Genomic DNA, 26,041 nt, shown 5'->3' on the forward strand with positions numbered 1-26,041 from the left:
TATTTTTATTTTGTTCTTTTTTTCAGTATTGATTTATTTAATTACACCTGTTATAATATAAAAAAATATTTTGGAGGATTTATAATGAAAAAATTATTTTTACTATTAACTTTAGTTTTTAGCTCTTTATCTTTCTCAAAAGAAGAGGATATCTCTGGAAGATGGATTACTGAGAAAGCTAAAAATGGAAACCAGATAATCGTTGAATTCTATAAGGTAGAAAATAAGTACTTTGGAAAAATTAATGAGCTAACTATCCCTACATATGAGAAAGGTCATAAATTAGAAGGACAAATAAAAGTAGATTTAGCCAATTCAGATGAAAACTTAAAATCAAGACCTTTAGTTGGTATAAACTTTGTTAGTGAATTCACATATAACTCTGAAAAAGATAGGTTTGAAAACGGGTTCATTTACAACCCTGAAAATGGAAAAACATACTACTGCTCAATTTCATTTAAAGATGCTAATACTATTATTGTTAAAGGAAGTTTAGACAAATCTGGTCTAATCGGATCAAAACAAACTTGGACAAAACTTAAATAAACTTTATTATAAGTAAAACCTCCTAATTTCTTAGGAGGTTTTTACTTTTTATACGACTAAATTTAATTAAGGTGGCTAATTTTTATTTGGCTTTTTTTTCAGTTTTTTCTACAGATTTTTTTTGCATAGCTACATACTTTTCTGCTCCGTAGTAAGCTCTTAAGTACATCTCTCTTAAATCGCTCATTAATGGATATCTTGGGTTCGCACCAGTACATTGGTCATCAAACGCATCGTCTACCATTGTATCTAATTTAGATAAGAACTCTTGCTCAGAAATTCCGTACTCAGCTATAGTAGCTTTTATTCCAATCTCAGCTTTTAACTCAGATATTTTCTTTCTGAATAATTTTACTTTTTCTTCAGGAGTTTCATTTCCTTTTGTTAGCTCTAAGTAATCTGCTAATTTAGCATAACGCTCTTTTGCATTTGGATACTTGTATTGAGCAAATCCTGCCATTTTGAAAGGCTTATCAGTTGCATTGAATCTTATTACTTCATCAAGTAATAATGCATTTGCTGTTCCATGTGGTAAGTGGAAAGCTGCTCCTAATTTATGAGCCATTGAGTGACATATTCCTAAGAATGCATTCGAGAATGCCATTCCAGCCATACAAGATGCATTTGCCATCTTCTCTTTAGCTTTTACTGCTGTCGCTCCTCCTTTTACAGACTCTGGAAGGTATTTAAGTGTTAATCTTGTAGCTTCTAATGCTAATGGATTAGTAAACTCTGATGCTAATACTGATACATATGCTTCTACAGCATGTGTTACAACGTCTATTCCTGATGCTGCTGTTAATCCAGCTGGCATTGATAACATTAATTGTGGATCTACTATTGCTACGTTTGGTGTAATTTCGTAGTCAGCTAAAGGATATTTAACTCCTGTAGCATCATCAGTTATAACTGCGAATGGAGTTACTTCTGATCCTGTTCCTGCTGAAGTTGCTACTGCCCAGAACTCAGCTTTTTCTCCCATCTTAGGGAATTTAACTATTCTCTTTCTAATATCCATGAATGTCATAGCTAAATCTTTGAAGTTTACAGTTGGATGCTCATACATAACCCACATGATTTTAGCAGCGTCCATTGCTGATCCTCCACCAAGAGCTATAACTACATCTGGATTATAACTTCTCATTAACTCTGCACCTTTTTCTACTACACTTAAAGTTGGATCCGCTTCAACATCAGAGAACACTCTGTAGTCTACTCCGATACAATCTAAAACAGATGTTATGTGATCTGTATATCCTAATTTTGCTAATTGATTATCTGTTACGATAACAGCTTTCTTCTTTCCTTTTAACTCTTCTAAAGCTACTGGAAGAGATCCGAATTTGAAGTAAACTCTCTCAGGGATTCTGAACCAAAGCATATTTTCTCTCCTTTTAGCAACAGTCTTTATATTGATTAAATGCTTAACTCCAACGTTTTCAGAAACAGCGTTTCCTCCCCACGATCCACATCCTAATGTTAATGAAGGTGCTAATTTGAAGTTAAATACATCTCCGATTGCTCCTTGAGCTGCTGGCATGTTGATTAATGTTCTACCAGTTTTCATTGTTTGTCCGAATAAATCGATTTTATCTTTAGCAACTAATTCATCTGCGTATAGAACTGAAGTATGTCCCATTCCTCCTAACTCGATTAATCTGTCAGCTTTCTTTAAAGCATCTTCGAAGTTAGTAGCTTTATACATTGCTAATACTGGAGATAACTTTTCGTGAGAGAATGATTCTTCTAACTCTACTGATTCAACTTCTCCGATTATTATTTTTGTATTTTCAGGAACGTTAACTCCTGCCATTTTAGCTATTTTATATGCTGATTGTCCTACGATATCTCCATTTAAGTGTCCATCGATAACTATTGTTTTTCTTACTTTATCTACTTCTTCACCTTTTAAGATGTAAGCGTTTCTTGCTGCGAACTCCTCTTTTACTTTATCATAGATTGATGCTGGGATGATTACTGCTTGCTCAGACGCACAGATAACTCCGTTATCAAATGTCTTAGATAATAAGATTGAGTTTACTGCCATTTTTATATGAGCAGTTTCATCGATAATTACTGGTGTATTTCCAGCTCCTACTCCAATTGCAGGTGTTCCTGACGAGTAAGCAGCTTTAACCATTCCTGGTCCTCCAGTTGCTAAGATCAGATCTGCCATCTTCATTAAATCATTTGAAGCTTGAACTGAAGGCTCAGCTATCCATCCAATTATATCTTTTGGAGCTCCAGCTTTTACCGCTGCTTCTAAAACTATTCTAGCAGCTTCTATAGTTGCATTTTTTGCTCTTGGGTGTGGAGAAAAAATGATTGCATTTCTTGTTTTTAAAGCTAATAAAGCTTTGAATATTGCTGTTGATGTTGGGTTAGTTGTTGGAACGATTCCTGCAATAACTCCAATTGGCTCTGCAATTTTTTGGATTCCATAAGATAAATCCTCTTCTACTACTCCACAAGTTCTAACATCTTTATATGCATTATATATATATTCAGAAGCAAAATGGTTCTTTATAACTTTATCTTCAACAATTCCCATTCCAGTTTCTTCTACTGCCATTTTAGCTAATTTTATTCTAGCGTTGTTTGCAGCTAATGAAGCTTCTCTAAAAATTTCATCTACTTTTTCTTGTGTGAATTTCGCATACTCTTTTTGAGCTAATCTTACTTTTTCTATTGTATTTATTAGTGTCATAAACCATCACTCCTTTGTGAATTTTTATTTTATAATGCTAGTATACTTGTGTTTTAGTGTTTTTAAAAATATTTTTTTGCCTACTTTTCAAATTTTTAACCATCATTTTTTAACCATTTTGCAATTGTCAAACCATGATTCAACTTTTTTTTATTTATATTAGCTTTTTTTATTTTTTTGGAGTATATTATATTAAGCTTTGATTTTTCTAGGAAGGAGTATATCTAAAATGAAAGAAAACTATTTAAAAAATGTATGTTTAAAAGAATTGAATCTTTCTGATAATTTTGAAAATCTTCTAATTTCTAATCTAAATTTTGAGCAATTAATTGCCGTAAAAAATTTAAATGGGAATTTTTTAGTCCTTGCTGGTGCAGGTTCTGGTAAAACTAGAGTTATTATTTACAGAGCACTTTTGTTACTTAAATTACAAATTCCACCCAAAAATATTTTAATTCTAACATTTACAAGAAAAGCTATCAATGAAATTAAAGAGAGAATCCAAGCTTTTATTCCTGATTCAAATATAAACATTGAAACTTTTCATTCATTAGCCTATAGATCACTAAAAAAATATACTCAAAATAAAAATTTTCAGATTTTAAATTCTGATAACGCACTCGAATTTGCTAACTCCTCTACTTATTATGCTCAGATTTCAAAATTTTTAACTAAAGATGAAATTATAAAATGTACTACTTCTATAAAAGATAGGTATACCAAATCTATTTTTTTCAAAAACTTAAATAAAACTTCTAAAAATATTTTATTAAATTTTTTTAATGATATAAACCTTCGAAAAAAACAAACAAATTTCTACACTTTTGATGACCTACTAAACGAATTCTATAAATATCTTCATTTAAATATAATACCTACAGACTTTAAATATATTATGATTGATGAATATCAAGATACTGATAATATACAAATCGAAATTTTAAAGATACTTTCAAAAAATAGCTTTATTATGGCTGTAGGAGATGATTATCAAAGTATATATAGTTTTAAAGGAAGCTCCACTGCAAATATTCTAAATTTTTCTAATGATTTTAAAGACAGTAAAACTTTTATTCTAAAAGAAAACTATAGATGCTCTAAAAATATTTTGAATCTTTCTAACGAATTTTCAAAATGTTTACGTTACTCATTTAGAAAAACACTAACAACCCAAAATATCTCTAACTCTTTTCCTATACTCAATATTTTTAAAACCCATACTGAAGAGATAAATTTTATAATCTCTAGAATAAAAAATATTTTATCCTCAGATTCTAGTGCAAATATAGTCATTCTTTTTCGAAACTATATTTATATGGAAAACAGCATCAAGCTTTTCAAGAAAAATAATCTTATTTTTAATATCACTCAAAATCCTTTTCTTGAAAATATTTTTAAAAATTTAGATTTAAATGAAAGTAGTCAAATAACTCTATCTACAATACATAGTTCAAAAGGATTGGAATGGGACTATGTATTTATTCCTCTTCTTTTAGATGGAATCATTCCAACTTCTATTGGAACAGATATTAATATAGAAGAGGAAAAACGATTATTTTATGTTGCTATTACCAGAGCAAAAAAAGAGCTTATACTTACTTATCCTTTAAGTTTTTATAACTCATACGGACTTTTCTCTGCTTCCTCTCCTTTTATAGATAATATAGATTCAAATTTTTTCAATATAAAAAGAGGGTAGTAATTACCCTCTCCTAAATTCAATTATAAACTTCTCTATTCCAATACTTTCTTCTATTCCACCATTTTTTACTGAGTGCTCCATTTTTAGTATATTTTCTATAGAGCTAAGTAAAAACTCTTCATTAAATAAAGACATATACTTCAATTTTAAAAATATAGGATATTCTCTCATCATTCCTCTTGATGTTTTAAAATACTTTTTAATTTTTTCATAGTTTGATGCTTTAAACTCATTATATGATATATTAGCCCTTAACTCACCTGATTTTTTTAATCCAACTAACTTTAATGCTAAATTAAGCTCCTCTGTCATCAAGTATAAAAATAGCATGTACTCTTTTGTTTTCTTTAAATACTCTATAAGTATGATAATATTATCAGTTATCATAAAATCTTCAACTAATTTTTTCAAATTATACTCATCACTAACCGATAATATAGGTAAAACTTCCTCTAAAATAAAATTTTTCCCATTTAAGAAACTTTTTATCTTTTCAACTTCATTTTTTACTTTAAAAAAGTCGTCACCTAAAACCTCTGCTAACTTTTCCGATTCATACTCTGATATCTGTAACTCTTTCTCTATATAGAAGTGTATACCTTTTTTTTCCAAAGCCTTTCTTGCAACTATTGTTTGACCAAGCTTTTCTGCATTTGTAATAACTCTTTTTCCAACCTCATTTGTTGCTTTTCCATAGTCATTTAACTCCTCTTCATAAACAACTACAACCTCTTTTTTACTCAAATCATAATCCCCAACAATTTTAAGAAGATTATCTAACTTTTTAGACTTATCAGCTCTTTTTAAAACAATCAGCTCTTTTGGTACAAACATAGAGTTAATTGATATACTCTCTAAAAATTGTTCCTCTTCACCTTGAGAGGCATCATAAGTTTTAGTTGGAATATGAGGATTTGATTTCTTTATTTTTTCCACTAACTCTTCATATTTTAATGGAAGTGGGGTATCACCATAAATAAAATAAAACATCTCTACCACCTTTTAATTTTTTATATATTATAACATAAAAAATAAAAGAGAGGCTAGCTCTCTTTTATTTCATTAAAACTCTTAGTCTTTCTTTGTTAAAATTTTTGATGCATTTAAAACTGCTAAAACTGATACTCCTACATCAGCAAAAATTGCTAACCATAAGTTTGCAATCCCTAAAACCCCTAGTACCATAACAACTATTTTCACTCCCAAAGCGAATCCAACATTTTCAAGAACAACTTGATGATTTTTTCTTCCTAAATTTAAAGCTTCTAAAACTTTATAAGGATCATCATTCATTAAAACTATATCCGAACTTTCAATAGCTATATCACTACCTATTTTTCCCATAGATATTCCTATATCTGCCATTGCTAAAACAGGTGCATCATTTATTCCATCTCCAACAAATATAGTTCCTTTTTTACTTTTTGATTTTATCTCTTCAAGTTTTGAAACTTTATCCTGCGGCAATAGATTTGTACATATTTTATCCTCATCTATTCCCAAAGCTTTCCCTATATGTCTTCCTGTTTTTTGATTATCCCCTGTTAACATATATACATTTATTCCTTGAGCATTTAACTCATCAATTGTTTTTCTTGATGTTTCTTTTATCTCATCCTCAACAATTACTCTTCCAAGAAGTTCAGAATCCACTGCTATATACACAACTGTTCCAAAATCTTCTGCTGAATCAATCGCTATATTATGGCTCTCTAAAAACTTTCTACTTCCTACTAATATCTCTTTTCCACAATAAAGAGCATTTACTCCGTAACCTGCTTTTTCATTATGCCCTTGAATATCCCATTCAGAAACTTCAACACTACCATAATTTAATATAGCTTTTCCTATAGGATGATTTGAATAAAACTCTCCAGCCTTAGCATACTCTAACAATTCACTCTCTGTTCCTTTGAAAACTTCAACTGCCGTTACCTTAAATCTTCCTTTTGTTAAAGTTCCAGTTTTATCAAATACAACAGTATCAATATTTTTTAATCTTTCTAGGTAGTTTCCACCTTTAATCAGAATTCCCTCTTTCGATCCTTTACCTATAGAACTAAAAAATGTTAAAGGAACTGAAAGTACAAGAGCACAAGGACAAGATATAACTAAAAATATCAACGCTCTACTAAACCATAATTTAAAATTACCATCATATATCACAGGAACTAAAACTGCGATTAAAATAGATAGTGTAACTACAATCGGTGTATAATATCTAGCAAACTTTGTTATAAACTTTTCTGCATGTGCTTTTTTACTTCCCGCACTCTCTACCATCTCAATTATTCTACTTACAGTTGATTGAGAATATAACTTAGTTACTTTAAACTCTATTGTTCCATTTATATTTATCGATCCACTTAAAACTTCACTTCCAATCTCCCCTATTACAGGAACTGATTCCCCTGTTAATGCAGATTTATCCAGTGTCGTATTTCCTAAAGTGATAACACCATCTAAAGGAACTCTCTCTCCTGGTTTAACAATTAAAATATCTCCAACATTAACTTTTGAAGGATCAACAACTTCTACTGTACCATTTTTATTTTTTAAGTTTGCAAATTCTGGCTTTATACTCATCAGTTTTTCAATAGATTTTTTAGAGTTATTTACAGCCATTTCTTGGAAATATTCTCCTATTTTATAAAATATCATAACTCCTGCTGCTTCTCCAAACTCTCCTAATGCAAGTGCACCAATAGTTGCAATACTCATCAAGAAATTCTCATCTAAAAATTTTCCTCTTTTAATATTTTTAAAAGCATTCAATAGAATATCATAACCTGATAATCCATAAGCTATAACTAATATTATATCTTTTTGTAAACTTTTAGGTAAAGTCAATCCAACTATAAATAAAGTTATTCCAACTGTAAGAATAATTAAATCTATTTTTGATGAAATATCTGTTGAACCTGAATGAGTATGATTATGTGAATGCTCATTTTCGTGCTCATCCAAATCCTCCTCTTTTAAATATGTTCCTGGCTCAACTTTATCTGCAATCTCATTTATTTTTTTAAAAAGATCTTTTTCATTCGTTTCTTCAAGTAAAGTAAATTTCACTTTCTTAGTGTAAAAATCTACATTGACATCTTTTATTTCTTTTACTTTATCTAATTCATATTGAATCTTTGAAGCACACCCTCCACAATGAAGGTTTACAATCTCATACTCTCTTTTCATATTCCATCTCCTTTTTTAGGTATATACCCATACCCCCTATATATATACTTTAAAAATATCATAATTTATCTCTTTTGTCAAAATTTTTTTGAATATTTCTAACTTAAATAGTATAATATAAATTATTGAAAAAAAGGAGTCTACCATGAAATATAATATTGATGATATTCAAAATATCTTTGTCGAAAATATCAATACTAATAATTTTATTAGAGGTGTCTTTTCAAATCCGACAAAAGAAAACCCTTATAAAAAAATAAACTTAAAACCTGTTGAAATAAAAGGTGAGCTTTTTGTCCAAGTTGAAAGTTTTAAAGATAATAAAGCTTTTCATAAAAACTTTTCGTTAGATGAGTGCTTTAACTCTTTAAAGGATATTATAAAAGATTTTAAACAAATCCTTATATCTACATCTAACGAAGAGATTCAAGTTCTACAAAATAAAAAAGGATTCTCTTTAAAAAGAAAAACAATTACTGGTAAGAAAGTTGAATTGTCTCATAACAAACAAAAAAACTATATTCTTCAAGATAATACACCAATTCCATTTTTAATAAAATTAGGTGTTATGTCTGAGTCAGGTAAAGTTACTAAAGAGAGATTTAATAAATTTAGACAGATCAATAGATATTTAGAGTTTATCGAAGATACTTTAAAAGAGTTACAAGAAAAAAATCTAATTCAAAATAGTATGAAGATTGTTGATTTTGGTTGTGGAAAATCATATTTAACTTTTGCTCTTTACCACTATTTAAAAAATGTTAAAAATTTAGATATTGAAGTAATTGGTTTAGATTTAAAAGAGGATGTAATCACTCACTGTAACTCGATTGCTCAAGAGTTAGAGTTTAACAATCTAAAATTTTTAAAAGGAGATATCAAAGAGTTCCATGAGTTCGATAATGTTGATATGATATTCTCTTTACATGCTTGTAACAATGCAACTGATTACTCTATTTTAAAAGGATTAGAACTTGGGGCAAAAGCTATTCTTGCTGTTCCATGTTGCCAATCTGAAATAAATCAAAAAATTGATAAATCTTCTACTACAGAGATAAAAGGTGTGCTTTCACCTTTCGGAAATCACGGAATCTTACAAGAAAGATTTAGTTCTCTAGCTACAGATGCATTAAGAGCTTTATCTTTAGAACTTTGTGGATTCAATACAAAAGTTATGGAGTTTATAGATATGGAACACACACCTAAAAATATCCTTATTAAAGCTATTAAAGGTAATCCAACAGAAGAGAAATTAGCTCAAAAAAGAGAGGAATATAATAGATATATCCAATTTTTAGGAGTTAAACCCCTTTTAGATAATCTACTTCAAGACTATTTTAAAAAATAAACAAATAAAAAAGACGGATTTTATTTTCCGTCTTTTTTATTCTATATTTCTAAAAGATATAAAACGCCTCCAACTAATAGAGCTGGAATAATATTATAAATAGTGACCATAGCTGCTGATTTTTTACTCAATGCCAGAAGTGGAAACAGTGCATCTCCATCATTACAGATTGCATTGGCTGCTAAAGCTGAAAATGGTATCGCTCCTGATATATAAAGTGCTGCTAAAAGAATTTGAGGACCACACCCGGGAATCAAGCCTATAAAAATTGCCATAATAACAACTAAAAAACCACCACTATCTAAAATATTTTTCAATACAATCTCTCCACCTATATAACTCAAAAATATTTCATAACTAAAAAAAGCTACAAAAACCCAACTTACTAAAAAAGCTACTTCCTCTGCTGTATGGATTAAAGTCTCTTTTAAAGATCCCAATTTACTTTCTGTTTTATCAAAATCACTTCCTTTTACAAGTTTCCTACTCAAAACTGTATAAAGTATACAAAGAACAGTTCCTAAAAAAGCTAAAATTTCAATTAGATTTAAATTACCTTCATGCTCTACATGAGAGTGTCCTTCTAGAAGATGCTCAATTGCAAAAGGAGTTGAAATTATAACTAAAATCCAAAATATTTTATACCAAACTGTGTGTGTCAATAAATATATCTCTTTTATATCAGATTTTCTATGCAAAACTTTATCTACTATATCCCCCTTTTTGTGAGCTATATGATTATGAATTTTATGTCCACTTTCTTCGTTTACAAAGCCACTCTCAGAAGACTGATTAAAATCTTTATTCATAACTATATTTTCACCAATCCTAAATCTATCTATCAACAATCCCGAAACTACTCCAACAACTCCACTTATCAATAATATTTTAAAGTATGCTGAGATATTTCCAACAATTAAAACAAAAGCAGCATCACCCATTGTTGTTATAAAAGCTGCAACTAGAGCTCCAAAAGTAATCTTACCTAAAATAAAAAGTGGTACTACAACTATAGCTCCGCCACATCCAGGAATTAATCCCAAAAGAGCAGATAAATACACCCCATTTTTTCTATTTTTCTCCAATAATTTTATTACAACTCCATTAAATTTGTAATCTATAATCCCCATAATCAAAATAGATAACGATACAAAAACTCCAACTTTAAAAAAGGCATCTACTCCAGCCGAGTAAATTATATGAAACAATTCCATTTTATCACCTCGTATAAATATTTTCTCTCTTTATCTTTATACTATTTTTTTTATTAATTCTTTCAATAAAAAAACCAGCACAAAGTGCTGGCTCTAATATTTATTACATTCTTTCTAAAGTTCCAATTCCTAAAAGGTTTAATCCCTCTTTTAAAACTGCAGCTGTTCTTTCAGCTAATAATAGTCTTGAATAAAGAACATCTTCTTCTTGATTTAATATTGGACAAGCGTTGTAGAATCCATTGAACTTCTTTGATAACTCAAATAAGTAATCTGCAACTAGATTTGGTCTACAGCTATCTGCTGCTTTTAATATAACTGCTGGGAATTGAGTTAAGTGATGTGCTAATGTTCTTTCTGTTTTATCAGTAAATGTAACTGCTACATCCTCTCTTAAATCTTTTCCGTTCTCTACTGCTCTTCTTAAAATAGATTTTATTCTAGCATAAGAATATTGTAAATAAGGTGCTGTATTTCCTTCGAAACTCAGAATTTTATCCCATTCAAATATAACAGCTGTCTGTCTATTTTGAGATAAATCAGCATATTTTATAGCTCCAGTTCCAACAACTTCTGCTATATTATCTTTTTCCTCATCTGATAGTTCAGGATTTTTTTCATTTACAATCTCTAAAGCTCTTCTTTTCCCTTCATCTAAAAGCTCTTCTAATCTGATTACATTTCCTTTTCTTGTAGAGAAAACACCATCAGCAAATCTCATAATTCCAAACCATACATGCTGCTTTTCTACATTCCATCCTAACATATCAGTTATTCTGAAAAATTGTCTGAAGTGATCTTGTTGTCTCTCATCAGTTACATATATTAACTTATTTACATTATAGTTAGCTAATCTAAACTTTACTGTAGCTATATCTGAAGTTGCATATAGGAAAGCTCCATCTCTTTTTTGGATAATACAAGGGTGTAACTTCTCCTCTTCTGCGAAGAATACAACTTTTGCACCTTGATCTTCTACTGCAATCTCTTTCTCTTCTAACTCTTTAACAACACCAGGCATTAAATCGTGATAGAATGACTCTCCATAGTAAGTATCAAAATTAATTCCCATTCTAGTGTATAACTTTCCATACTCATCTAAAGATACCTTTATAAACTCTTGCCATAATCTGTAGTTCTCTTCATCTCCATCTTGAAGTTTCTTTAACTCTTCTCTAGCTTGATCTTCAAGTTCTGGATGCTCCTCACTTTGTCTAGTGAATTCAACATATACTCTTTCTAGCTCTTCAATTGCATTTTCTTTATAAGCTTCTGCATTTAACCAGTTTCTATATCCTATAATTAATTTTCCAAACTGTGTTCCCCAATCTCCAATGTGATTGTCTGCAACAACATTAAATCCTAAATACTTATACATTCTTTTTATAGAATCACCTATTATAGTTGATCTTAAATGACCTATATGCATTCTCTTAGCTATGTTTGGTGAAGAGTAATCAATTATTACATCTCCCTCTGTATTCAATCCCTTAAACTCATAATTTTCTTTAGATATTTTTTTTACTAAATCTGCTAAGTATGAATCTTTTAAAAATATATTTAAGAATCCTGGTCCCGCAATCTCAATTTTTTCAATAACATCATTTACAACTAAGTTATTTACTACATTTTCAGCAATTGCTCTTGGATTCCCTCCAATTATTTTAGAGTTCATCATAGCAAAGTTTGATTGAAAATCTCCAAACTTTTCATTTGTTGCAACAGTTATCTCTACTGGTTTTAGCTCTTTATCTGAATATAAATTTTTTACTGTATCTAATAAAATTAACTCTATTTGTTTTTCAATAGTTAACATAATTTACTCCTTTTGTTGTGAAATAAAAAAAGGACCCGAAAGTCCTAAAAAAGAATAACTCCAGTCTACCGCCTTCCTTACGGTTTTGGTCGCCGTTTCATATACGTGGTAACCAGATAATGCCTATATACAGGGTCCGTGAAACAAGGGTTTCCGTGACGTATCTGAGTTATAAGCAACAGAGCCAATCCCAATAGCGACCTTAGGCCCAAAACCTCCAGATAACAGCGAGTAGACCAGAAATATTTACTCTTAAGACAATTATATCACTTCTATATTATTTTTTCAATTAAAAAATCCTTTTGAATGGTATATTTTTTATACCTAAACTATTTCTGAATTATATGTTGAATCTAAATAAAGTTCTTCTAATTGTTTGTCATCAACTTTGCTTGGTGCTTCAGTCATCAAGCATTGACCTTTATTTGTTTTAGGGAATGGTATTACGTCTCTTATAGATTGCTCTTTTAACATAACCATTAACCATCTATCAATTCCGAATGCTAATCCTCCATGAGGTGGTGCTCCATATTTAAATGCATCTACGAAGAATCCGAATTTATCTTGAGCTTCCTCTTTAGATAATCCTAACTTCTCAAATACTTTACTTTGGATTTCTGGATTGAATATTCTAATTGATCCTCCACCAATTTCTGAACCATTTAATACTAAGTCATAAGAGTTTGTTCTCACTGCATCCATCTCTCCATCTAAGAACAGTTGCATATCCTCTTCTTTTATTGACGTGAACGGGTGATGTTGAGCCTTATATCTTTGCTCTTCCTCATCATATTCGAACATTGGGAAGTCTACTATCCATAAGAATTTGAATTCATCGTTATCAATTAACCCTAACTCTTTTCCTAATTTTAATCTAACTGCACCTAAAGCTCCGTAAACAACTTTTGCTCTATCTGCAACTATCATAATTACATCTCCAACTTTTGCTTCAGTTCTAGATATAATTGCTGCCATCTCTTCCTCTGTGAAGAACTTAGCGATTGGAGAGTTTACTCCCTCTTCAGTTATCTTTATCCAAGCCATTCCTTTTGCACCAAAGTATGTTTTTGCATAGTCTTCATACTCAGTTAAAATTTTTCTTGAGAATTGCTCAGCTACACCTGGAGCTACTACAGCTTTAACTACTCCTCCAGCTTCTACTGCACTTTGGAATCCTTTGAATCCACAAGTTGCCATTATATCCGTTAAATCTTTTAACTCTACACCAAATCTTGTATCAGGCTTGTCTGAACCAAATCTTTCCATAGCTTCTGCATAAGGCATTCTTGGGAAGTCATACTCAGCTGATTCTCCTGTTACATTTTTGAATACTCTTTTTGCTAATCCTTCAATCTCATTCATTATATCTTTTTGCTCAATGAATGACATCTCGATATCTAATTGAGTAAATTCAGGTTGTCTGTCAGCTCTTAAATCCTCATCTCTGAAACATTTAGCTATTTGGAAGTACTTTTCTACTCCTGAAATCATCAATAATTGCTTGAATAATTGAGGTGATTGAGGTAATGCATAGAAATCACCAGGGTTTGTTCTACTTGGAACTAAGAAATCTCTTGCTCCTTCTGGAGTTGACTTAGTTAAGATTGGAGTATCTACATCTAAGAATCCTTTTTCATCCATATAGTTTCTTATAGACATAATCATTTTATGTCTCATCTTTAAATTTCTAGCCATATGATTTCTTCTTAAATCTAAGTATCTATATTTTAATCTTATATTTTCACTTAAATTATCGTCTCCAGAAATTTGGAACGGTAATACATCACAGTTGTTTAAAACTTCTAATTCTGTTACGAATACTTCGATATCTCCTGTTGGAATATTTGCATTCTTACTTTGTCTCTCTCTTACAACTCCAACTACTTTTATAACTGATTCATTTTTCAATTTTTGTGCTCTTTCTACAACAGCAACCTCAGCTACATCTGTATGGAATATTATTTGAGTTTTTCCCTCTCTATCTCTTAAATCGATAAAAGTTAACCCACCTAGGTCTCTTTTTGTATCAACCCATCCAGATAAAGTAACTGTTTCACCAATATTTGAAGCTCTTAATTCCCCTAAGTTATGAGTTCTATAATACGTCATCTCTTTTTCTCCTTTTATTATTTTAATATATTTTTTATATTTTCTATGCTAACTTCCTCTTGAGTTCTATTGATGAAATCTTTTAGCATTACAACACCTTTATTCATCTCATCTTCACCAATTATGATAACATTTTTTGCTCCTACTTTATCAGCTTTTTTCATATGAGCTTTCATTCCTTTTGAGTTGTAATCGATTACAACAGATTTTCCAGAAAGTCTTAAATCATTAGCTATTTTAAAAGCACAGTCCATCGTGCTTTCTCCTAACCAAGCGATATATACATCTAAATCTCTTCTTGGGAAATCCTCTCCTAAAAGCATCATTATTCTTTCAACACCAGCAGCAAAACCAAAAGCTGGAATCTCCTTATCTCCAAGTTGCTTTAAAAGATTATCGTATCTTCCTCCACCTAAAACAGTTCCTTGTGATCCTAACTTATTTGTTACAATCTCATAAACTGTACTTGAATAGTAATCTAGTCCTCTAACTAATCTTGGATCCTCTTTGTAGTTAACACCAAAAATTGTTAAATATTTTTTTACTGTTTCATAGTGATTTTTCTCTTCCTCTGTTAATGAATCTGTTATGATTGGTGCATCAGCTGTTAACTCTTTACACTTATCCACTTTGCAATCTAAAACTCTCAATGGATTTTTTTCCATTCTCATTCTACAATCGTCACATAACTCTTCTCTCATCGGCTCTAAGAAGTTTAATAAAGTTTCTCTATATTTAACTCTACTCTCTTTTTCTCCAACTGAGTTTATTGTAACTTCTAAATCAGTTACACCTATTTTACTTAAGAATGAGTATCCCATTGCTATTACTTCAGCATCTAAAATTGGTGAACTCTCTCCTAATACTTCAACACCTATTTGGTTGAACTCTCTTTGTCTTCCAGCTTGTGGTCTTTCATATCTAAACATAGAACCAGCATAGAAGTATCTTGAAACATCCTCTTTTGCGTAGATTTTATTCTCTAAATAACATCTAACAACTGCTGCTGTTCCTTCAGGTCTTAATGTTATACTTCTTTCTCCTCTATCTTGGAAAGTATACATCTCCTTTTCAACGATATCAGTTCCCTCTCCTACTCCTCTTTTAAAAAGATCTGTCTCTTCAAATATTGGAGTTTTTATCATTGAATACCCATAATTTTCAAAGAATTGCTGAGCTGTTCTTGTTATATAATCATACTTTATTCCATTATCTCCATATATATCTTTAGTTCCTCTAACTGCTTTAATCAGTTTCATTTTATCACCTCAATTATTTTAATTTCCATAATTTCTCTAATTTTTCTTCAATTAGCTTTTCATTTCTATTGTTTCCTGGAATATAGTATCTCTTTTTCTGCTCTCTATACTTTTGCTCTACAAAATTATTACTATAATCATGTGGATATTTATAGCCAACTGCTTTATCTCCTATATGGATAGGCACTGGTTCTAAATCACCATTTTCAATATCTTTTAAAGCTTTATCTATAGCTAAGTAACTACTATTACTTTTTGTAGATATAGCTAAATAGATTACTGCTTGAGATAAAATTATTCTTATTTCTGGCATCCCTATTTTTTCACTCATATTCATAGCACTATTTGCTATTAACATAGCTTCTGGATTAGCCATTCCTATATCTTCACTTGCATGAATCGAAATTCTTCTTGCAATATATCTTGGATCTTCTCCGCCGTGAAGAAGTCGTGCCAGCCAGTAGACAGCTGAATCTGGATCACTACCTCTTATGCTTTTTATCATGGCAGAAATAAGATTATATTTATCTTCCTGTTTATGATAAGAAGCTTTTCTCTCTCTAAAAAGATCTATAATCTCTTTTTCAGTATAACCTGAACAACTACTTTTATAAAGCTCTAAATAGTTCAAAGCTATTCTACTATCGCCTTGAGAGATATCTAAAATAACCTCTCTTATCTCTTTTGGAAGTTGAACTTCTAAAAGTTCCTCTCCTTTAATTAAAATATTATTTATATTTTCTCTTGTTAAAGGTTTAAATTCAAATAATAAGCATCTAGATAGTAGTGCATTGTTCAAACTATGATAAGGATTTTCTGTTGTAGCACCTACTAAAATTAATATTCCCGACTCTGTATAAGAAAGTAAGGCATCCTGCTGAGTTTTATTAAATCTATGTATCTCATCTAAAAATAGAATCGTTCTCTTCCCATATAGCTCTAGATTTCTTTTTGCTACATCAACTATTCCTCTCAAGTCATTTAAACTTGCTATCGTTGCATTCAAAGTTTCGAAATTATAATCTAGCTCTCTTGAGATTATCTCACCTAAAGAGCTTTTTCCACAACCAGACGGACCATATAAAATCATATTAGAAAGATTTTTACCCTCTATTATTTTTCTAAGAACACCATTCTGACCTAATATTTTTTCTTGACCTTGAAATTCATTCAATTTCTTGGGTCTTAAACGAGCTGATAGAGGTTTTGCTTTTTCAAAGTTTCCACCAAATATACTTTGCATATAATCACAACCTATTTTTTAAAATAAAAAAGCGTATTGTGTACCCCAACACGCCTTTAATTCTTTTAACTATTTTACTAGATACAGAAGAAGTGCTGAAAGTATGAATAAAAATGCGACTACTTCAGTTGCTCTGGCTAGTGGTCCTCCGTCTTTTGAAACCCCAAATACTGTATTTGAACCTCCCATTCCCATGCTTCCTGACATCCCATGACTTCTATCTGGCTGTACAAGAACTAGTACTATTAAAGCTACAGCAAATATGAATAAAAATATTGTTAAAACTGCTTCCATAACTTTACTCCTCCCAAGTTTCGTCTTCTATCTCATACAATATTATAATATATATATTCATAAAATAAAAGAAAAAATTATAGAAGTTTTGCAGCTAATTCAGCTAGAGCTGAACGTTCACCTTTTTTTAGAGTTACATGTCCTACAATCCCTTCATTTTTAAGTTTATCTGCTAGATATGTTAACCCATTCGTATCTGCATCTAAATAAGGACTATCTATTTGGTCAGGATCTCCTGTTAAAACAATTTTTGTATTTTCTCCTGCTCTAGTAATTATTGTTTTCACTTCTAACGGTGTCAAATTCTGAGCTTCATCTATTATTATATATCCGTTTGGAATACTTCTTCCTCTTATATATGTTAATGCTTCTATCTTTAAAAGCCCCATAGTTTGAAGCCCTAAAATTACTTTTTCACCTGTTTTTTCTCCTTTTTCAGTGGCTAAATAATCGATATTATCATAGATTGGTTGCATCCAAGGTCTTAATTTTTCCTCTTCACTTCCAGGAAGATATCCTAAATCTTTCCCCATCGGAATTATAGGTCTCGCTATCAACAACTTTTTATACTTACCTCTTTCAACCACTTGTTCAAGTCCTGCTGCTATAGCCAAAAGAGTTTTTCCAGTTCCAGCTTTTCCAACAAGAGTTACAACTTTTATATTTTCATCCATTAAGAGTTCCATAGCGTACTCTTGTTCGTCATTTCTAGCTCTTGCTCCCCAAGCTGAAATCTGTCCTTCTAAGTTTCTTCTAATTTTACCACCAATATATCTTCCCGAAGTTTTATTATCTCCACACTTAAATCTTACAAACATATTTTCAGTGAAGTGATACTCTTTTCCTAACTCCCATACATTTATTTTTCCAGCTTTATCAAATTTATTATATATATCTTTATCAACTTCAATCTCTACATACCCATCATCTAAAGTTGTATAATCAGTTTTATCACTTTCATAATCTTGGACTTCAATTCCTAAAGAATCAGCTTTGATTCTCATATTTATATCTTTTGTTATCAAAACAACCTTCATATCTGGATTTTTCTTTTTAATTCCTAAAGTTGCAGATATTATCATATTATCTACTGAATCTCTTTTCAAAGCTGGAGGTAGTAGTTCTAAATCATTTTCAATTTCTACTTTGAAAAAAATCCCTTTTTCTAATTCGACACCCTTTGCTATACATCCCTTTTTCCTTATACCATCTAACTCTCTAGCAGCTAACCTTGCTTGAATAGCAGTTGTTGTATTTCTTTTCAGATGATCAATCTCTTCAATAACAAAAATTGGTACAATCACCTCATTATCTTCAAAACTATAGATACTTCTGTGGTCGTGTATTAAAACATTTGTGTCTAGAATATAGATTTTCCTCATAAAATCATCCCCTTAATTGAATTTTTTTAAGAACTCCTTTAATTGCATCTTCTAAAGTCGAGTAGCTATTTAACTCATCTTTACTCACCAGCGAATCTATTTCCTTTTTACTATAACCTAAAGACTCTAAAGCCATATAAAGCTCCTCTTCTATAGCACTGTTCAGTACCGCTCCTGATGGGTCTTCCATAGCCATTAAGTTTAATGTCTTGATTTTATTATTTAAATCTATTATTATCTGTTTTGATTTTTTCTCTCCTAACTTTGGAACTCTTTTTAAAGTTTTAAAATCCTCTGTCAACACAATCTCTCTTATATTATCTATCGAGAATGTAGACATTATAGAAAGAGCTAGTGATAGCCCTATTCCACTTATTCCAATTAGCATCTCAAATAAAGTTCTCTCTCTCTCCTCTAAAAACCCAACCAATTTAAATGTATCCTCTTTTATAACATTATAAATATGTAACTCTCTTTTATCTCCAACTTGAACTTGATCATATGTTTTTAAAGTTATATAAACTCTATATCCAACTCCATTTACATCTATTCCTAAATATTCTGGTTTTTTTATTTTTACGATTCCGTTTAAGTATTCAAACATTTTATCTCTCTCCCTTTAGTGCTTTTTTTAAGTATTTACTTGTGTATCCTTTTCTTGATGTCGCAACTTTTTCTGGAGTTCCCGTTAAGATAACTTTTCCTCCACCATCTCCACCTTCAGGACCTATATCTATTATATAATCTGCATTTTTTATAACATCTAAGTTATGCTCAATTATAATTACAGTGTTTCCTCTTTCAACAAGTCTATTTATTACCTCTAATAACTTTCTTATATCTTCAAAATGTAATCCTGTCGTTGGCTCATCTAAAATATAGATAGTCTTTCCTTTTGATACTTTTGCCAACTCACTTGCTAACTTTATTCTTTGAGCCTCCCCTCCTGATAAAGTTGTAGCTGGTTGACCCAATTTTATATAATCTAAACCTACATCCACTAATACTTTTAACTTTCTTTCTAATGTGGGAATATTTTGGAAAAACTCTGCTGCTTCCCCAACACTCATATCTAAAACATCAGATATATTTTTCCCTTTATAATAAACCTCTAAAGTTTCTCTGTTATATCTTTTTCCTCTACACACTTCACATTCAACATAAACATCTGGTAAGAAGTTCATCTCTATCTTTATAATTCCTGCACCTTGACAAGCTTCACACCTTCCACCTTTCACATTAAATGAAAAACGTCCCTTGCTATACCCTTTAGACTTAGCGTCTTTCGTTTGAGAGAATATATCTCTTATATCATCAAAAACTTTTGTATATGTAGCTGGATTAGAACGTGGAGTTCTTCCTATCGGACTCTGATCTATATCAATAACTTTTTCAAGTTTCTCTATTCCCTCTATAGAATCATATTCTAATGGATAAAGCTTACCTTTGTTCAATTTATTAAATAACACTGGATATAAAGTTTGGTTTATCAATGTCGACTTTCCACTTCCACTTACACCTGTTACAACAGTTAAAACTCCTAAAGGAATATCCACATCTACATTTTTAAGATTGTTTCCCTTTGCACCCTTTAACTTTATAAACTCTTTTCCATCTCTTCTTGTTGAAGGAACAGCAATCCCAATCTCTCCTTTCAAAAACTTTCCAGTCATAGATTTTTCATTATTCATAACTTCATCTGGTGTTCCAGCTGCTACAATCTCTCCGCCAAAAACTCCAGCTCCTGGTCCCATATCTAATATATAGTCAGCTTGATACATTGTGTCCTCATCATGCTCTACAACAATCAATGTATTTCCAAGTTCTTTCAATCTATTTAGGGTAGCTAAAAGTTTATCATTATCTCTTTGATGTAATCCAATACTCGGTTCATCTAAAACATATAAAACCCCTGTAAGACCTGATCCAATCTGAGTTGCTAATCTGATTCTTTGAGATTCTCCACCCGATAATGTCTTTGTTTCCCTTGCTAAACTCAAATAATCTAATCCTACATTTATCATAAATGACAATCTCTCTTTTATCTCTTTTAAAATTTCCGCTGCAATTTGTCTCTCTTTTTCTGTTAACTCAATTGTTTCAAAAAATTTCAAAGCCTCTTTTATACTTAACTCTGTTATCTCTATTATATTTTTTTTATAAACCGTAACAGCTAAAACTTCTGGCTTTAATCTTTTACCATTACAAACTTTGCATATCTTATCAATCATAAATCTATTTTCAATCTCTTCTCTTGCGCTTTCAGAAAATGATTCTTTATATCTTCTCTCTAAATTTTTTACAATCCCTTCAAAATCTTTCTCTCCATGAAAACTAAACTCTTTTGAATCGTAATCAACTCTAAATTTCTCTCCACCAGTTCCATAGAATATTATATCTATATCCTCTTTCGATAACTCTTTTACTGGTTTTTCCAAATCAATTTTATATTTTCTTGCCATTGACTCAAAAATTGTCCAAGTATAACCTTTTTTTGCCGAGGCTGCTCCAGGTATATATATTCCACCTTTTAAAATAGAAAGATTTTCATCTTCTATCAATCTGCTCTCATCTATCTCTAACTTTTTTCCAATTCCTTTACACTCTGGACAAGCACCAAATGGAGCATTAAAAGAGAATAATCTAGGATTCAAATCAGGTATGCTTACATCCTCGTGATCTGGACACGAAAAATTCTCACTGTAAAGTTGCTCTCCCTCAGACCAATTGATAATAATCTTTCCCTCTGATAACTCTATCGCTTGCTCGATACTTTCAGTCAAACGTGATTTAAAATCTTTATCATCTTTATCTACGACTAATCTATCCACGACTACTTCTATATTGTGTTTTTTATTTTTATCTAAATTTATCTCCTCTTCAATATAAAGAATCTCTCCATTTACTCTAGCTCTTACAAATCCTTTTTTGACTAAATTTAAGAAGATATTTTTATGAGTACCTTTTTTATCCTTTATAACAGGACTTAAAAGCATTAATCTTTCACCATTTGAAAATTTCTCATAGATATTTTCAACAATTTCATCTACACTTTGTCTTTCTACTAATTTATTACATACAGGACAATGAGCTTTTCCTATATGAGCAAATAGCAATCTCATATAATCATATATCTCTGTAACAGTCCCCACTGTTGATCTTGGATTTTTATTTGTTGTTTTTTGTTCAATAGAGATTGCAGGAGCTAATCCCTCTATACTGTCTACCTCTGGTTTTTTCATCTGTCCTATAAATTGTCTTGCATAAGCCGATAAACTTTCTACATATCTTCTTTGTCCCTCTGAATAAATTGTATCAAAAGCTAATGATGACTTTCCACTTCCACTAACCCCTGTCACAACAACAAACTTATACTTTGGTATCTCTATATCAAAATTTTTCAAATTATGTTCTCTAGCACCTTTTATAATAATCTTATCTAACATTTATTCCTCCTTTGAAAAAACCCTCTTAAAAACTTAAGAGGGTCGAATTTAATAATATTCAATTAATCCATTATCATAAAAACTAAAATAGGATTCATCACTCACTATAATATGATCTAGCAATTTTATGTCCACTTTCTCCAATAGCTCTTGCATCTCTAAAGTCAGTTCAATATCTTTTTTTGATGGTGTCAAATTTCCACTTGGATGATTATGTGCAAATATAACTCCCTTAGCTCTATTATGTATTGCTCTTTCTACAATTTTTCTCGGATATACAACACTTCGATCTATTGTTCCTTTAAATAAAATCTCATCTGCAACAATTTTATTATCACTACTCAGATATATAACTTTAAACTCTTCACTTTTAAGTGAACCGACATCATCTTTTAAATAGTTTATAAGATCAGTTTTTCCTTTTAAAGTTTTTAAATCTGCAGATTTTATATTTTTAAAGTAGTGGTTTGACATTATATCTCCAATTACCTTTAAATATAGAGCCGTTTCTCCTCCTACTCCTTCAATCTCTTTTAAATCATTAATCTCAGCTTTTATAACCATATCTATTGTTTTAAATTTTGCCAATAGATTTTTAGCTATTCCTTTACAATCTTTCAATTTAATCGAATATGTCAAAATTAGCTCAAGTATCTCATAGTCTTCTAGTCCTTTATATCCAACTCTCAAATACTTTTCTCGTAATCTCTTTCGGTGTCCTTGCATCTGTTCTTTTTCCAAGATAACCACCCCTTATTGAAATTATTGAAATAGATTATAAACCTCATCTTTTGTCTTCATTACTTTTGGAATATTCATTGCTGCTTTTAAAATTGGGTACGCCAAAACTGCTCCTGTTCCTTCTCCTAAACGCATCTGCATATCTAAAAATGGTTTTAACTCTAAAGCGTTCATAACAACTTTCATACCTGGTTCTTCACTCATATGTGTTGCTATTATATAACCTTTTACTTTTGGTTCGATTCGGGTAGCTACTAAAGCTGCAACTGCTGATATGAACCCATCTATTAGCATTGGCTTTTTCTCTAATGCTGCTCCTAAATATAATCCCACCATACAAGCTATATCTAATCCACCAACACATCTTAAAACTTCTAAAGGCTCTTTATTAAATAAATCATATTTTTCTACTGAATTTTTTATTACGGTTTTTTTTCTTTTTAATCCTTCATCAGAAAGTCCAGCTCCACATCCCACTACTTTTTCAATACTCTCTTTTGTTAAAGCATATAAAATTGCAGAGCTTGTTGTAGTATTAGCAATTCCCATCTCACCATTCGAGAAGAAGTCATACTCTTTTTTATCTTTTATCATCTCTATACCAACTTCAATTGCACAAATAACCTCATCTAAACTCATAGCTGGCTCTTGAGTAAAGTTCTTTGTTCCATAAGCTACTTTCTTTAAATATAGATTTCCATACTCTCTTGGAATATCACCTTTTATTCCTACATCAATAAGATTCAAAGAGATATTTAAGCTTTCACATAAAATACCTATCGCTGCAAATGAACTTAACATTGCCTCAGAAACAATTCTTGTATATTCTAAGGGGCACGATGAAACCCCCTCTTCTATCACACCATTATCAGCAGAAGCTATAAAATGACATCCTTTTTCTAAAGTGTTCAAAGGCTTGCTCGTCATACCAGCTACTTTAATTGCTAACTCTTCCAAAATACCTAAACTTTTTTGTGGCTTCATTCTAGTATCTAAAATATCTTGGCACTCCTTCATCGCTTCTAGATTCGAACCTTTAATCTCTTTCTGAACTTTTATTAATCTTTCCAACTTATCCCCCTATGTTCAACCCTTTTAATATTGGATATCCATCTGAAAATTCAATTATAACCACTCCGGCATTTTTAACACTAAATTTCCAATAAGCATCCAATCCATTTGAAAAATAATAGCTTAAAATAGTATTTATAATACCCCAATGAGTAACTAAAACTGTATTTTCTTCTAAATTAACTTTTTTGTTTATAAAACCTATTGCCCTCTTTTGAAGTTCTAAAACACTTTCCCCAGTTATATAGTTATAACTTTCCCAATCCTTTTGACTTTTCTCTAACTCTGTTGGATATTTTTCCAATAACTCTTCATAAGTATGTCCTTCGAAAATTCCAAAGTTTAACTCTCTTAACTCTTCGTCTATCTGTAAATCTAGCTCTTTTATATTAACTATTTCTGCTGTATCTAAAGCTCTTTTTAAATCACTACAATAAATTTTATGATAATCAAACTCTTTTAAAATCTCTCTCGTCTTTTGAGCTTGATCTCTTCCTTTTTCTGTAAGAGCAGGATTTAAAATACCGTAATAAACTCCTTTTACATTCAGTTCAGATTCTCCATGTCTAATTAAAATAATCTTTCCCATAGATATCTCCTAGACTATAAAAAGATATATATTAAAACTAATGATAATACAGATGATAACTCAAGTAAAGCTCCTAATGTATCCCCTGTTATTCCACCTATTTTTTTTGTCATTAACTTTCCAAATAAGAATCCACTGATACTTAAAATATTTAAAACTAAAAATAGATTTAAATATGGTAATCCAAAATACCCTGAAACACCGTATAAGATAGCAGCAACTGTTCCATAAGCTATACCTGCGCCTAATTTATCTGTATTCTCCACAAATGTTTTTCCCATACCTGTTGGTCTAGCATATGGTTCAAATGCACAGTTTATAACTCCACTTATTCTAGATAAAACTGGAACTATCAACATGATAACACCCTGACTTACTCCAAATAATTCTGAAGCTTCTACCAAGAAAGCTATTTTAAAAATAAAATAAAGAACTAATACTAAAACTCCATTTGTTCCAACTCTTGAATCTTTCATTATTTCTAACATTTTTTGCTTACTTCTATAGCTAAATATTCCATCAAACGTATCTGCTAATCCATCTAAGTGTAACCCACCAGTTATAATCACATCTAATGTTACTAGTAGTATCCCCATTAAAACAGGTGATGGAATAACCGTTTCTAATAAACCTGCAACAATAAAGTTTATAACTCCAATAATTAATCCAACGATTGGAAACCACTTCATTGAATTTCCTAAGGCTTTTGAATCAAATTTATTTCCTCCTGGAAATGGTAATCTTGTCATAAATTTAAAAAGTAAAGCTAACCCGTTCATTTTTTCCTCCAACTCTATTTTAATTTTAACTCTAAACCTGAAACTACAAGATAAGCTTCATCACTCTCTTTTGCAACTAACTGATTCATTCTTCCTCCGATATCTCTAAAATATCTTCCCAACGCATATGGAGGAACTAGTCCCATTCCAACTTCATTTGAAACTACAATCATATCTAAAGAACTATCTTTTATAAAATCTATTAAATCTTGTACCTCATTTTTTATCTCACTCTCAATATCTCTTAAACTCTCTTGAGTAATCTTGTCCCAATCTACATCTCTATCCATAATCATATTATTAGTAACCATATTAGTTAAACAATCTAATAAAATAATTTTATTTAAATTTTTATACTCTGACAATATATTACTAATATTTTTATATCCCTCTATCGTTATCCAATCTTCACCTCTTTGAATTTTATGAAGACGAACTCTCTCTTTCATCTCCTCATCAAAAGAGATTGCTGTTGCTATATAGATTTTTTCTTTTTCACTTTCAAAAACTTTTTTTTCTGCAAAAGAACTTTTTCCACTTCTAGCTCCACCAGTTATATATATTATTTTCCCCACTTATATCACCCTTGTCTTATGATACTTT

The 26,041-nt window shown here is 30.7% G+C and carries 20 protein-coding genes; 3 read left to right on the forward strand and 17 right to left on the reverse strand.

Annotated elements, in window-relative coordinates:
* Window positions 1-84 precede the first annotated feature (84 nt).
* Window positions 85-546, forward strand: a complete 462-nt coding sequence (locus tag Q0O83_RS04065; RefSeq protein WP_294094400.1) for a DUF2147 domain-containing protein — start codon at window positions 85-87, stop codon at window positions 544-546.
* An 82-nt stretch (window positions 547-628) separates the two neighbouring features.
* On the opposite strand, the gene adhE is transcribed toward Q0O83_RS04065, so the two are convergent.
* Complete coding sequence (gene adhE / locus Q0O83_RS04070) at window positions 629-3,253, reverse strand: bifunctional acetaldehyde-CoA/alcohol dehydrogenase (RefSeq protein WP_294094402.1); 2,625 nt, start codon at window positions 3,251-3,253, stop codon at window positions 629-631.
* A gap of 229 nt (window positions 3,254-3,482) precedes the next feature.
* Here adhE and Q0O83_RS04075 point away from each other — a divergent pair, with 229 nt between their 5' ends.
* Entirely contained in the window at window positions 3,483-4,952 is a 1,470-nt protein-coding gene (locus Q0O83_RS04075) for an ATP-dependent helicase (protein ID WP_294094404.1), read from the forward strand.
* 3 nt (window positions 4,953-4,955) lie between these two features.
* Here Q0O83_RS04075 and Q0O83_RS04080 read toward each other — a convergent pair whose 3' ends face one another.
* Entirely contained in the window at window positions 4,956-5,945 is a 990-nt protein-coding gene (locus tag Q0O83_RS04080; protein ID WP_294094406.1) for a hypothetical protein, read from the reverse strand.
* Window positions 5,946-6,026: 81 nt separating this feature from the next.
* Window positions 6,027-8,147: a heavy metal translocating P-type ATPase gene (locus Q0O83_RS04085; RefSeq protein ID WP_294094407.1), complete on the reverse strand. Its 2,121-nt coding sequence runs from the start codon at window positions 8,145-8,147 to the stop codon at window positions 6,027-6,029.
* A gap of 145 nt (window positions 8,148-8,292) precedes the next feature.
* On the opposite strand from Q0O83_RS04085, the gene Q0O83_RS04090 reads away from it, so the two are divergent.
* The gene (locus Q0O83_RS04090) at window positions 8,293-9,495 is read left to right on the forward strand and encodes an SAM-dependent methyltransferase (RefSeq protein WP_294094409.1); all 1,203 of its coding nucleotides are present in this window, start codon (window positions 8,293-8,295) and stop codon (window positions 9,493-9,495) included.
* 41 nt (window positions 9,496-9,536) lie between these two features.
* On the opposite strand, the gene Q0O83_RS04095 is transcribed toward Q0O83_RS04090, so the two are convergent.
* From Q0O83_RS04095 to cobU, 14 genes are all read right to left on the reverse strand, one after another.
* The gene (locus Q0O83_RS04095) at window positions 9,537-10,709 is read right to left on the reverse strand and encodes a putative manganese transporter (protein ID WP_294094410.1); all 1,173 of its coding nucleotides are present in this window, start codon (window positions 10,707-10,709) and stop codon (window positions 9,537-9,539) included.
* Window positions 10,710-10,812: 103 nt separating this feature from the next.
* Window positions 10,813-12,525, reverse strand: coding sequence for an arginine--tRNA ligase (gene argS / locus Q0O83_RS04100; protein WP_294094411.1), 1,713 nt, complete (start codon window positions 12,523-12,525; stop codon window positions 10,813-10,815).
* A gap of 324 nt (window positions 12,526-12,849) precedes the next feature.
* On the reverse strand, window positions 12,850-14,634 hold the full coding sequence (gene aspS / locus Q0O83_RS04105; protein WP_294094413.1) for an aspartate--tRNA ligase: 1,785 nt from the start codon (window positions 14,632-14,634) through the stop codon (window positions 12,850-12,852).
* Between the two features lie 17 nt (window positions 14,635-14,651).
* Window positions 14,652-15,893, reverse strand: coding sequence for a histidine--tRNA ligase (gene hisS, locus Q0O83_RS04110; protein WP_294094415.1), 1,242 nt, complete (start codon window positions 15,891-15,893; stop codon window positions 14,652-14,654).
* 13 nt (window positions 15,894-15,906) lie between these two features.
* Window positions 15,907-17,136: a replication-associated recombination protein A gene (locus Q0O83_RS04115; protein ID WP_294094417.1), complete on the reverse strand. Its 1,230-nt coding sequence runs from the start codon at window positions 17,134-17,136 to the stop codon at window positions 15,907-15,909.
* 69 nt (window positions 17,137-17,205) lie between these two features.
* On the reverse strand, window positions 17,206-17,430 hold the full coding sequence (gene secG / locus Q0O83_RS04120; RefSeq protein ID WP_047382446.1) for a preprotein translocase subunit SecG: 225 nt from the start codon (window positions 17,428-17,430) through the stop codon (window positions 17,206-17,208).
* Window positions 17,431-17,507: 77 nt separating this feature from the next.
* On the reverse strand, window positions 17,508-18,812 hold the full coding sequence (locus Q0O83_RS04125) for a PhoH family protein (protein ID WP_294094419.1): 1,305 nt from the start codon (window positions 18,810-18,812) through the stop codon (window positions 17,508-17,510).
* A gap of 4 nt (window positions 18,813-18,816) precedes the next feature.
* A complete protein-coding gene (gene ruvA / locus Q0O83_RS04130; RefSeq protein ID WP_294094421.1) occupies window positions 18,817-19,416 on the reverse strand; it encodes a Holliday junction branch migration protein RuvA in 600 nt (199 codons plus the stop codon).
* 1 nt (window position 19,417) lies between these two features.
* Window positions 19,418-22,258, reverse strand: coding sequence for an excinuclease ABC subunit UvrA (gene uvrA / locus Q0O83_RS04135; RefSeq protein ID WP_294094423.1), 2,841 nt, complete (start codon window positions 22,256-22,258; stop codon window positions 19,418-19,420).
* Between the two features lie 48 nt (window positions 22,259-22,306).
* The gene (gene radC, locus Q0O83_RS04140; RefSeq protein ID WP_294094424.1) at window positions 22,307-22,999 is read right to left on the reverse strand and encodes a DNA repair protein RadC; all 693 of its coding nucleotides are present in this window, start codon (window positions 22,997-22,999) and stop codon (window positions 22,307-22,309) included.
* 21 nt (window positions 23,000-23,020) lie between these two features.
* Entirely contained in the window at window positions 23,021-24,070 is a 1,050-nt protein-coding gene (gene cobT / locus Q0O83_RS04145; protein WP_294094426.1) for a nicotinate-nucleotide--dimethylbenzimidazole phosphoribosyltransferase, read from the reverse strand.
* A 1-nt stretch (window position 24,071) separates the two neighbouring features.
* Window positions 24,072-24,659 carry a histidine phosphatase family protein gene (locus Q0O83_RS04150; RefSeq protein WP_294094428.1) on the reverse strand — a complete coding sequence of 196 codons (588 nt, stop codon included), beginning with the start codon at window positions 24,657-24,659 and terminating at the stop codon, window positions 24,072-24,074.
* A gap of 14 nt (window positions 24,660-24,673) precedes the next feature.
* Entirely contained in the window at window positions 24,674-25,438 is a 765-nt protein-coding gene (cobS, locus tag Q0O83_RS04155) for an adenosylcobinamide-GDP ribazoletransferase (protein ID WP_294094430.1), read from the reverse strand.
* Between the two features lie 14 nt (window positions 25,439-25,452).
* Window positions 25,453-26,013, reverse strand: coding sequence for a bifunctional adenosylcobinamide kinase/adenosylcobinamide-phosphate guanylyltransferase (gene cobU / locus Q0O83_RS04160; RefSeq protein ID WP_294094432.1), 561 nt, complete (start codon window positions 26,011-26,013; stop codon window positions 25,453-25,455).
* Between the last annotated feature and the right edge of the window lie 28 nt (window positions 26,014-26,041).

It is taken from the genome of uncultured Cetobacterium sp., assembly GCF_945952365.1.
Classification (GTDB): Bacteria; Fusobacteriota; Fusobacteriia; order Fusobacteriales; family Fusobacteriaceae; genus Cetobacterium_A.

What these genes read in the sequence shown, in the direction of transcription:
- Q0O83_RS04065 (WP_294094400.1), top strand. Translation starts at nt 85, where the DNA reads ATGAAAAAATTATTTTTACTATTAACTTTAGTTTTTAGCTCTTTATCT.
- adhE (WP_294094402.1), bottom strand. Translation starts at nt 3,253, where the DNA reads ATGACACTAATAAATACAATAGAAAAAGTAAGATTAGCTCAAAAAGAG.
- Q0O83_RS04075 (WP_294094404.1), top strand. Translation starts at nt 3,483, where the DNA reads ATGAAAGAAAACTATTTAAAAAATGTATGTTTAAAAGAATTGAATCTT.
- Q0O83_RS04080 (WP_294094406.1), bottom strand. Translation starts at nt 5,945, where the DNA reads ATGTTTTATTTTATTTATGGTGATACCCCACTTCCATTAAAATATGAA.
- Q0O83_RS04085 (WP_294094407.1), bottom strand. Translation starts at nt 8,147, where the DNA reads ATGAAAAGAGAGTATGAGATTGTAAACCTTCATTGTGGAGGGTGTGCT.
- Q0O83_RS04090 (WP_294094409.1), top strand. Translation starts at nt 8,293, where the DNA reads ATGAAATATAATATTGATGATATTCAAAATATCTTTGTCGAAAATATC.
- Q0O83_RS04095 (WP_294094410.1), bottom strand. Translation starts at nt 10,709, where the DNA reads ATGGAATTGTTTCATATAATTTACTCGGCTGGAGTAGATGCCTTTTTT.
- argS (WP_294094411.1), bottom strand. Translation starts at nt 12,525, where the DNA reads ATGTTAACTATTGAAAAACAAATAGAGTTAATTTTATTAGATACAGTA.
- aspS (WP_294094413.1), bottom strand. Translation starts at nt 14,634, where the DNA reads ATGACGTATTATAGAACTCATAACTTAGGGGAATTAAGAGCTTCAAAT.
- hisS (WP_294094415.1), bottom strand. Translation starts at nt 15,893, where the DNA reads ATGAAACTGATTAAAGCAGTTAGAGGAACTAAAGATATATATGGAGAT.
- Q0O83_RS04115 (WP_294094417.1), bottom strand. Translation starts at nt 17,136, where the DNA reads ATGCAAAGTATATTTGGTGGAAACTTTGAAAAAGCAAAACCTCTATCA.
- secG (WP_047382446.1), bottom strand. Translation starts at nt 17,430, where the DNA reads ATGGAAGCAGTTTTAACAATATTTTTATTCATATTTGCTGTAGCTTTA.
- Q0O83_RS04125 (WP_294094419.1), bottom strand. Translation starts at nt 18,812, where the DNA reads ATGAGGAAAATCTATATTCTAGACACAAATGTTTTAATACACGACCAC.
- ruvA (WP_294094421.1), bottom strand. Translation starts at nt 19,416, where the DNA reads ATGTTTGAATACTTAAACGGAATCGTAAAAATAAAAAAACCAGAATAT.
- uvrA (WP_294094423.1), bottom strand. Translation starts at nt 22,258, where the DNA reads ATGTTAGATAAGATTATTATAAAAGGTGCTAGAGAACATAATTTGAAA.
- Q0O83_RS04150 (WP_294094428.1), bottom strand. Translation starts at nt 24,659, where the DNA reads ATGGGAAAGATTATTTTAATTAGACATGGAGAATCTGAACTGAATGTA.
- cobS (WP_294094430.1), bottom strand. Translation starts at nt 25,438, where the DNA reads ATGAACGGGTTAGCTTTACTTTTTAAATTTATGACAAGATTACCATTT.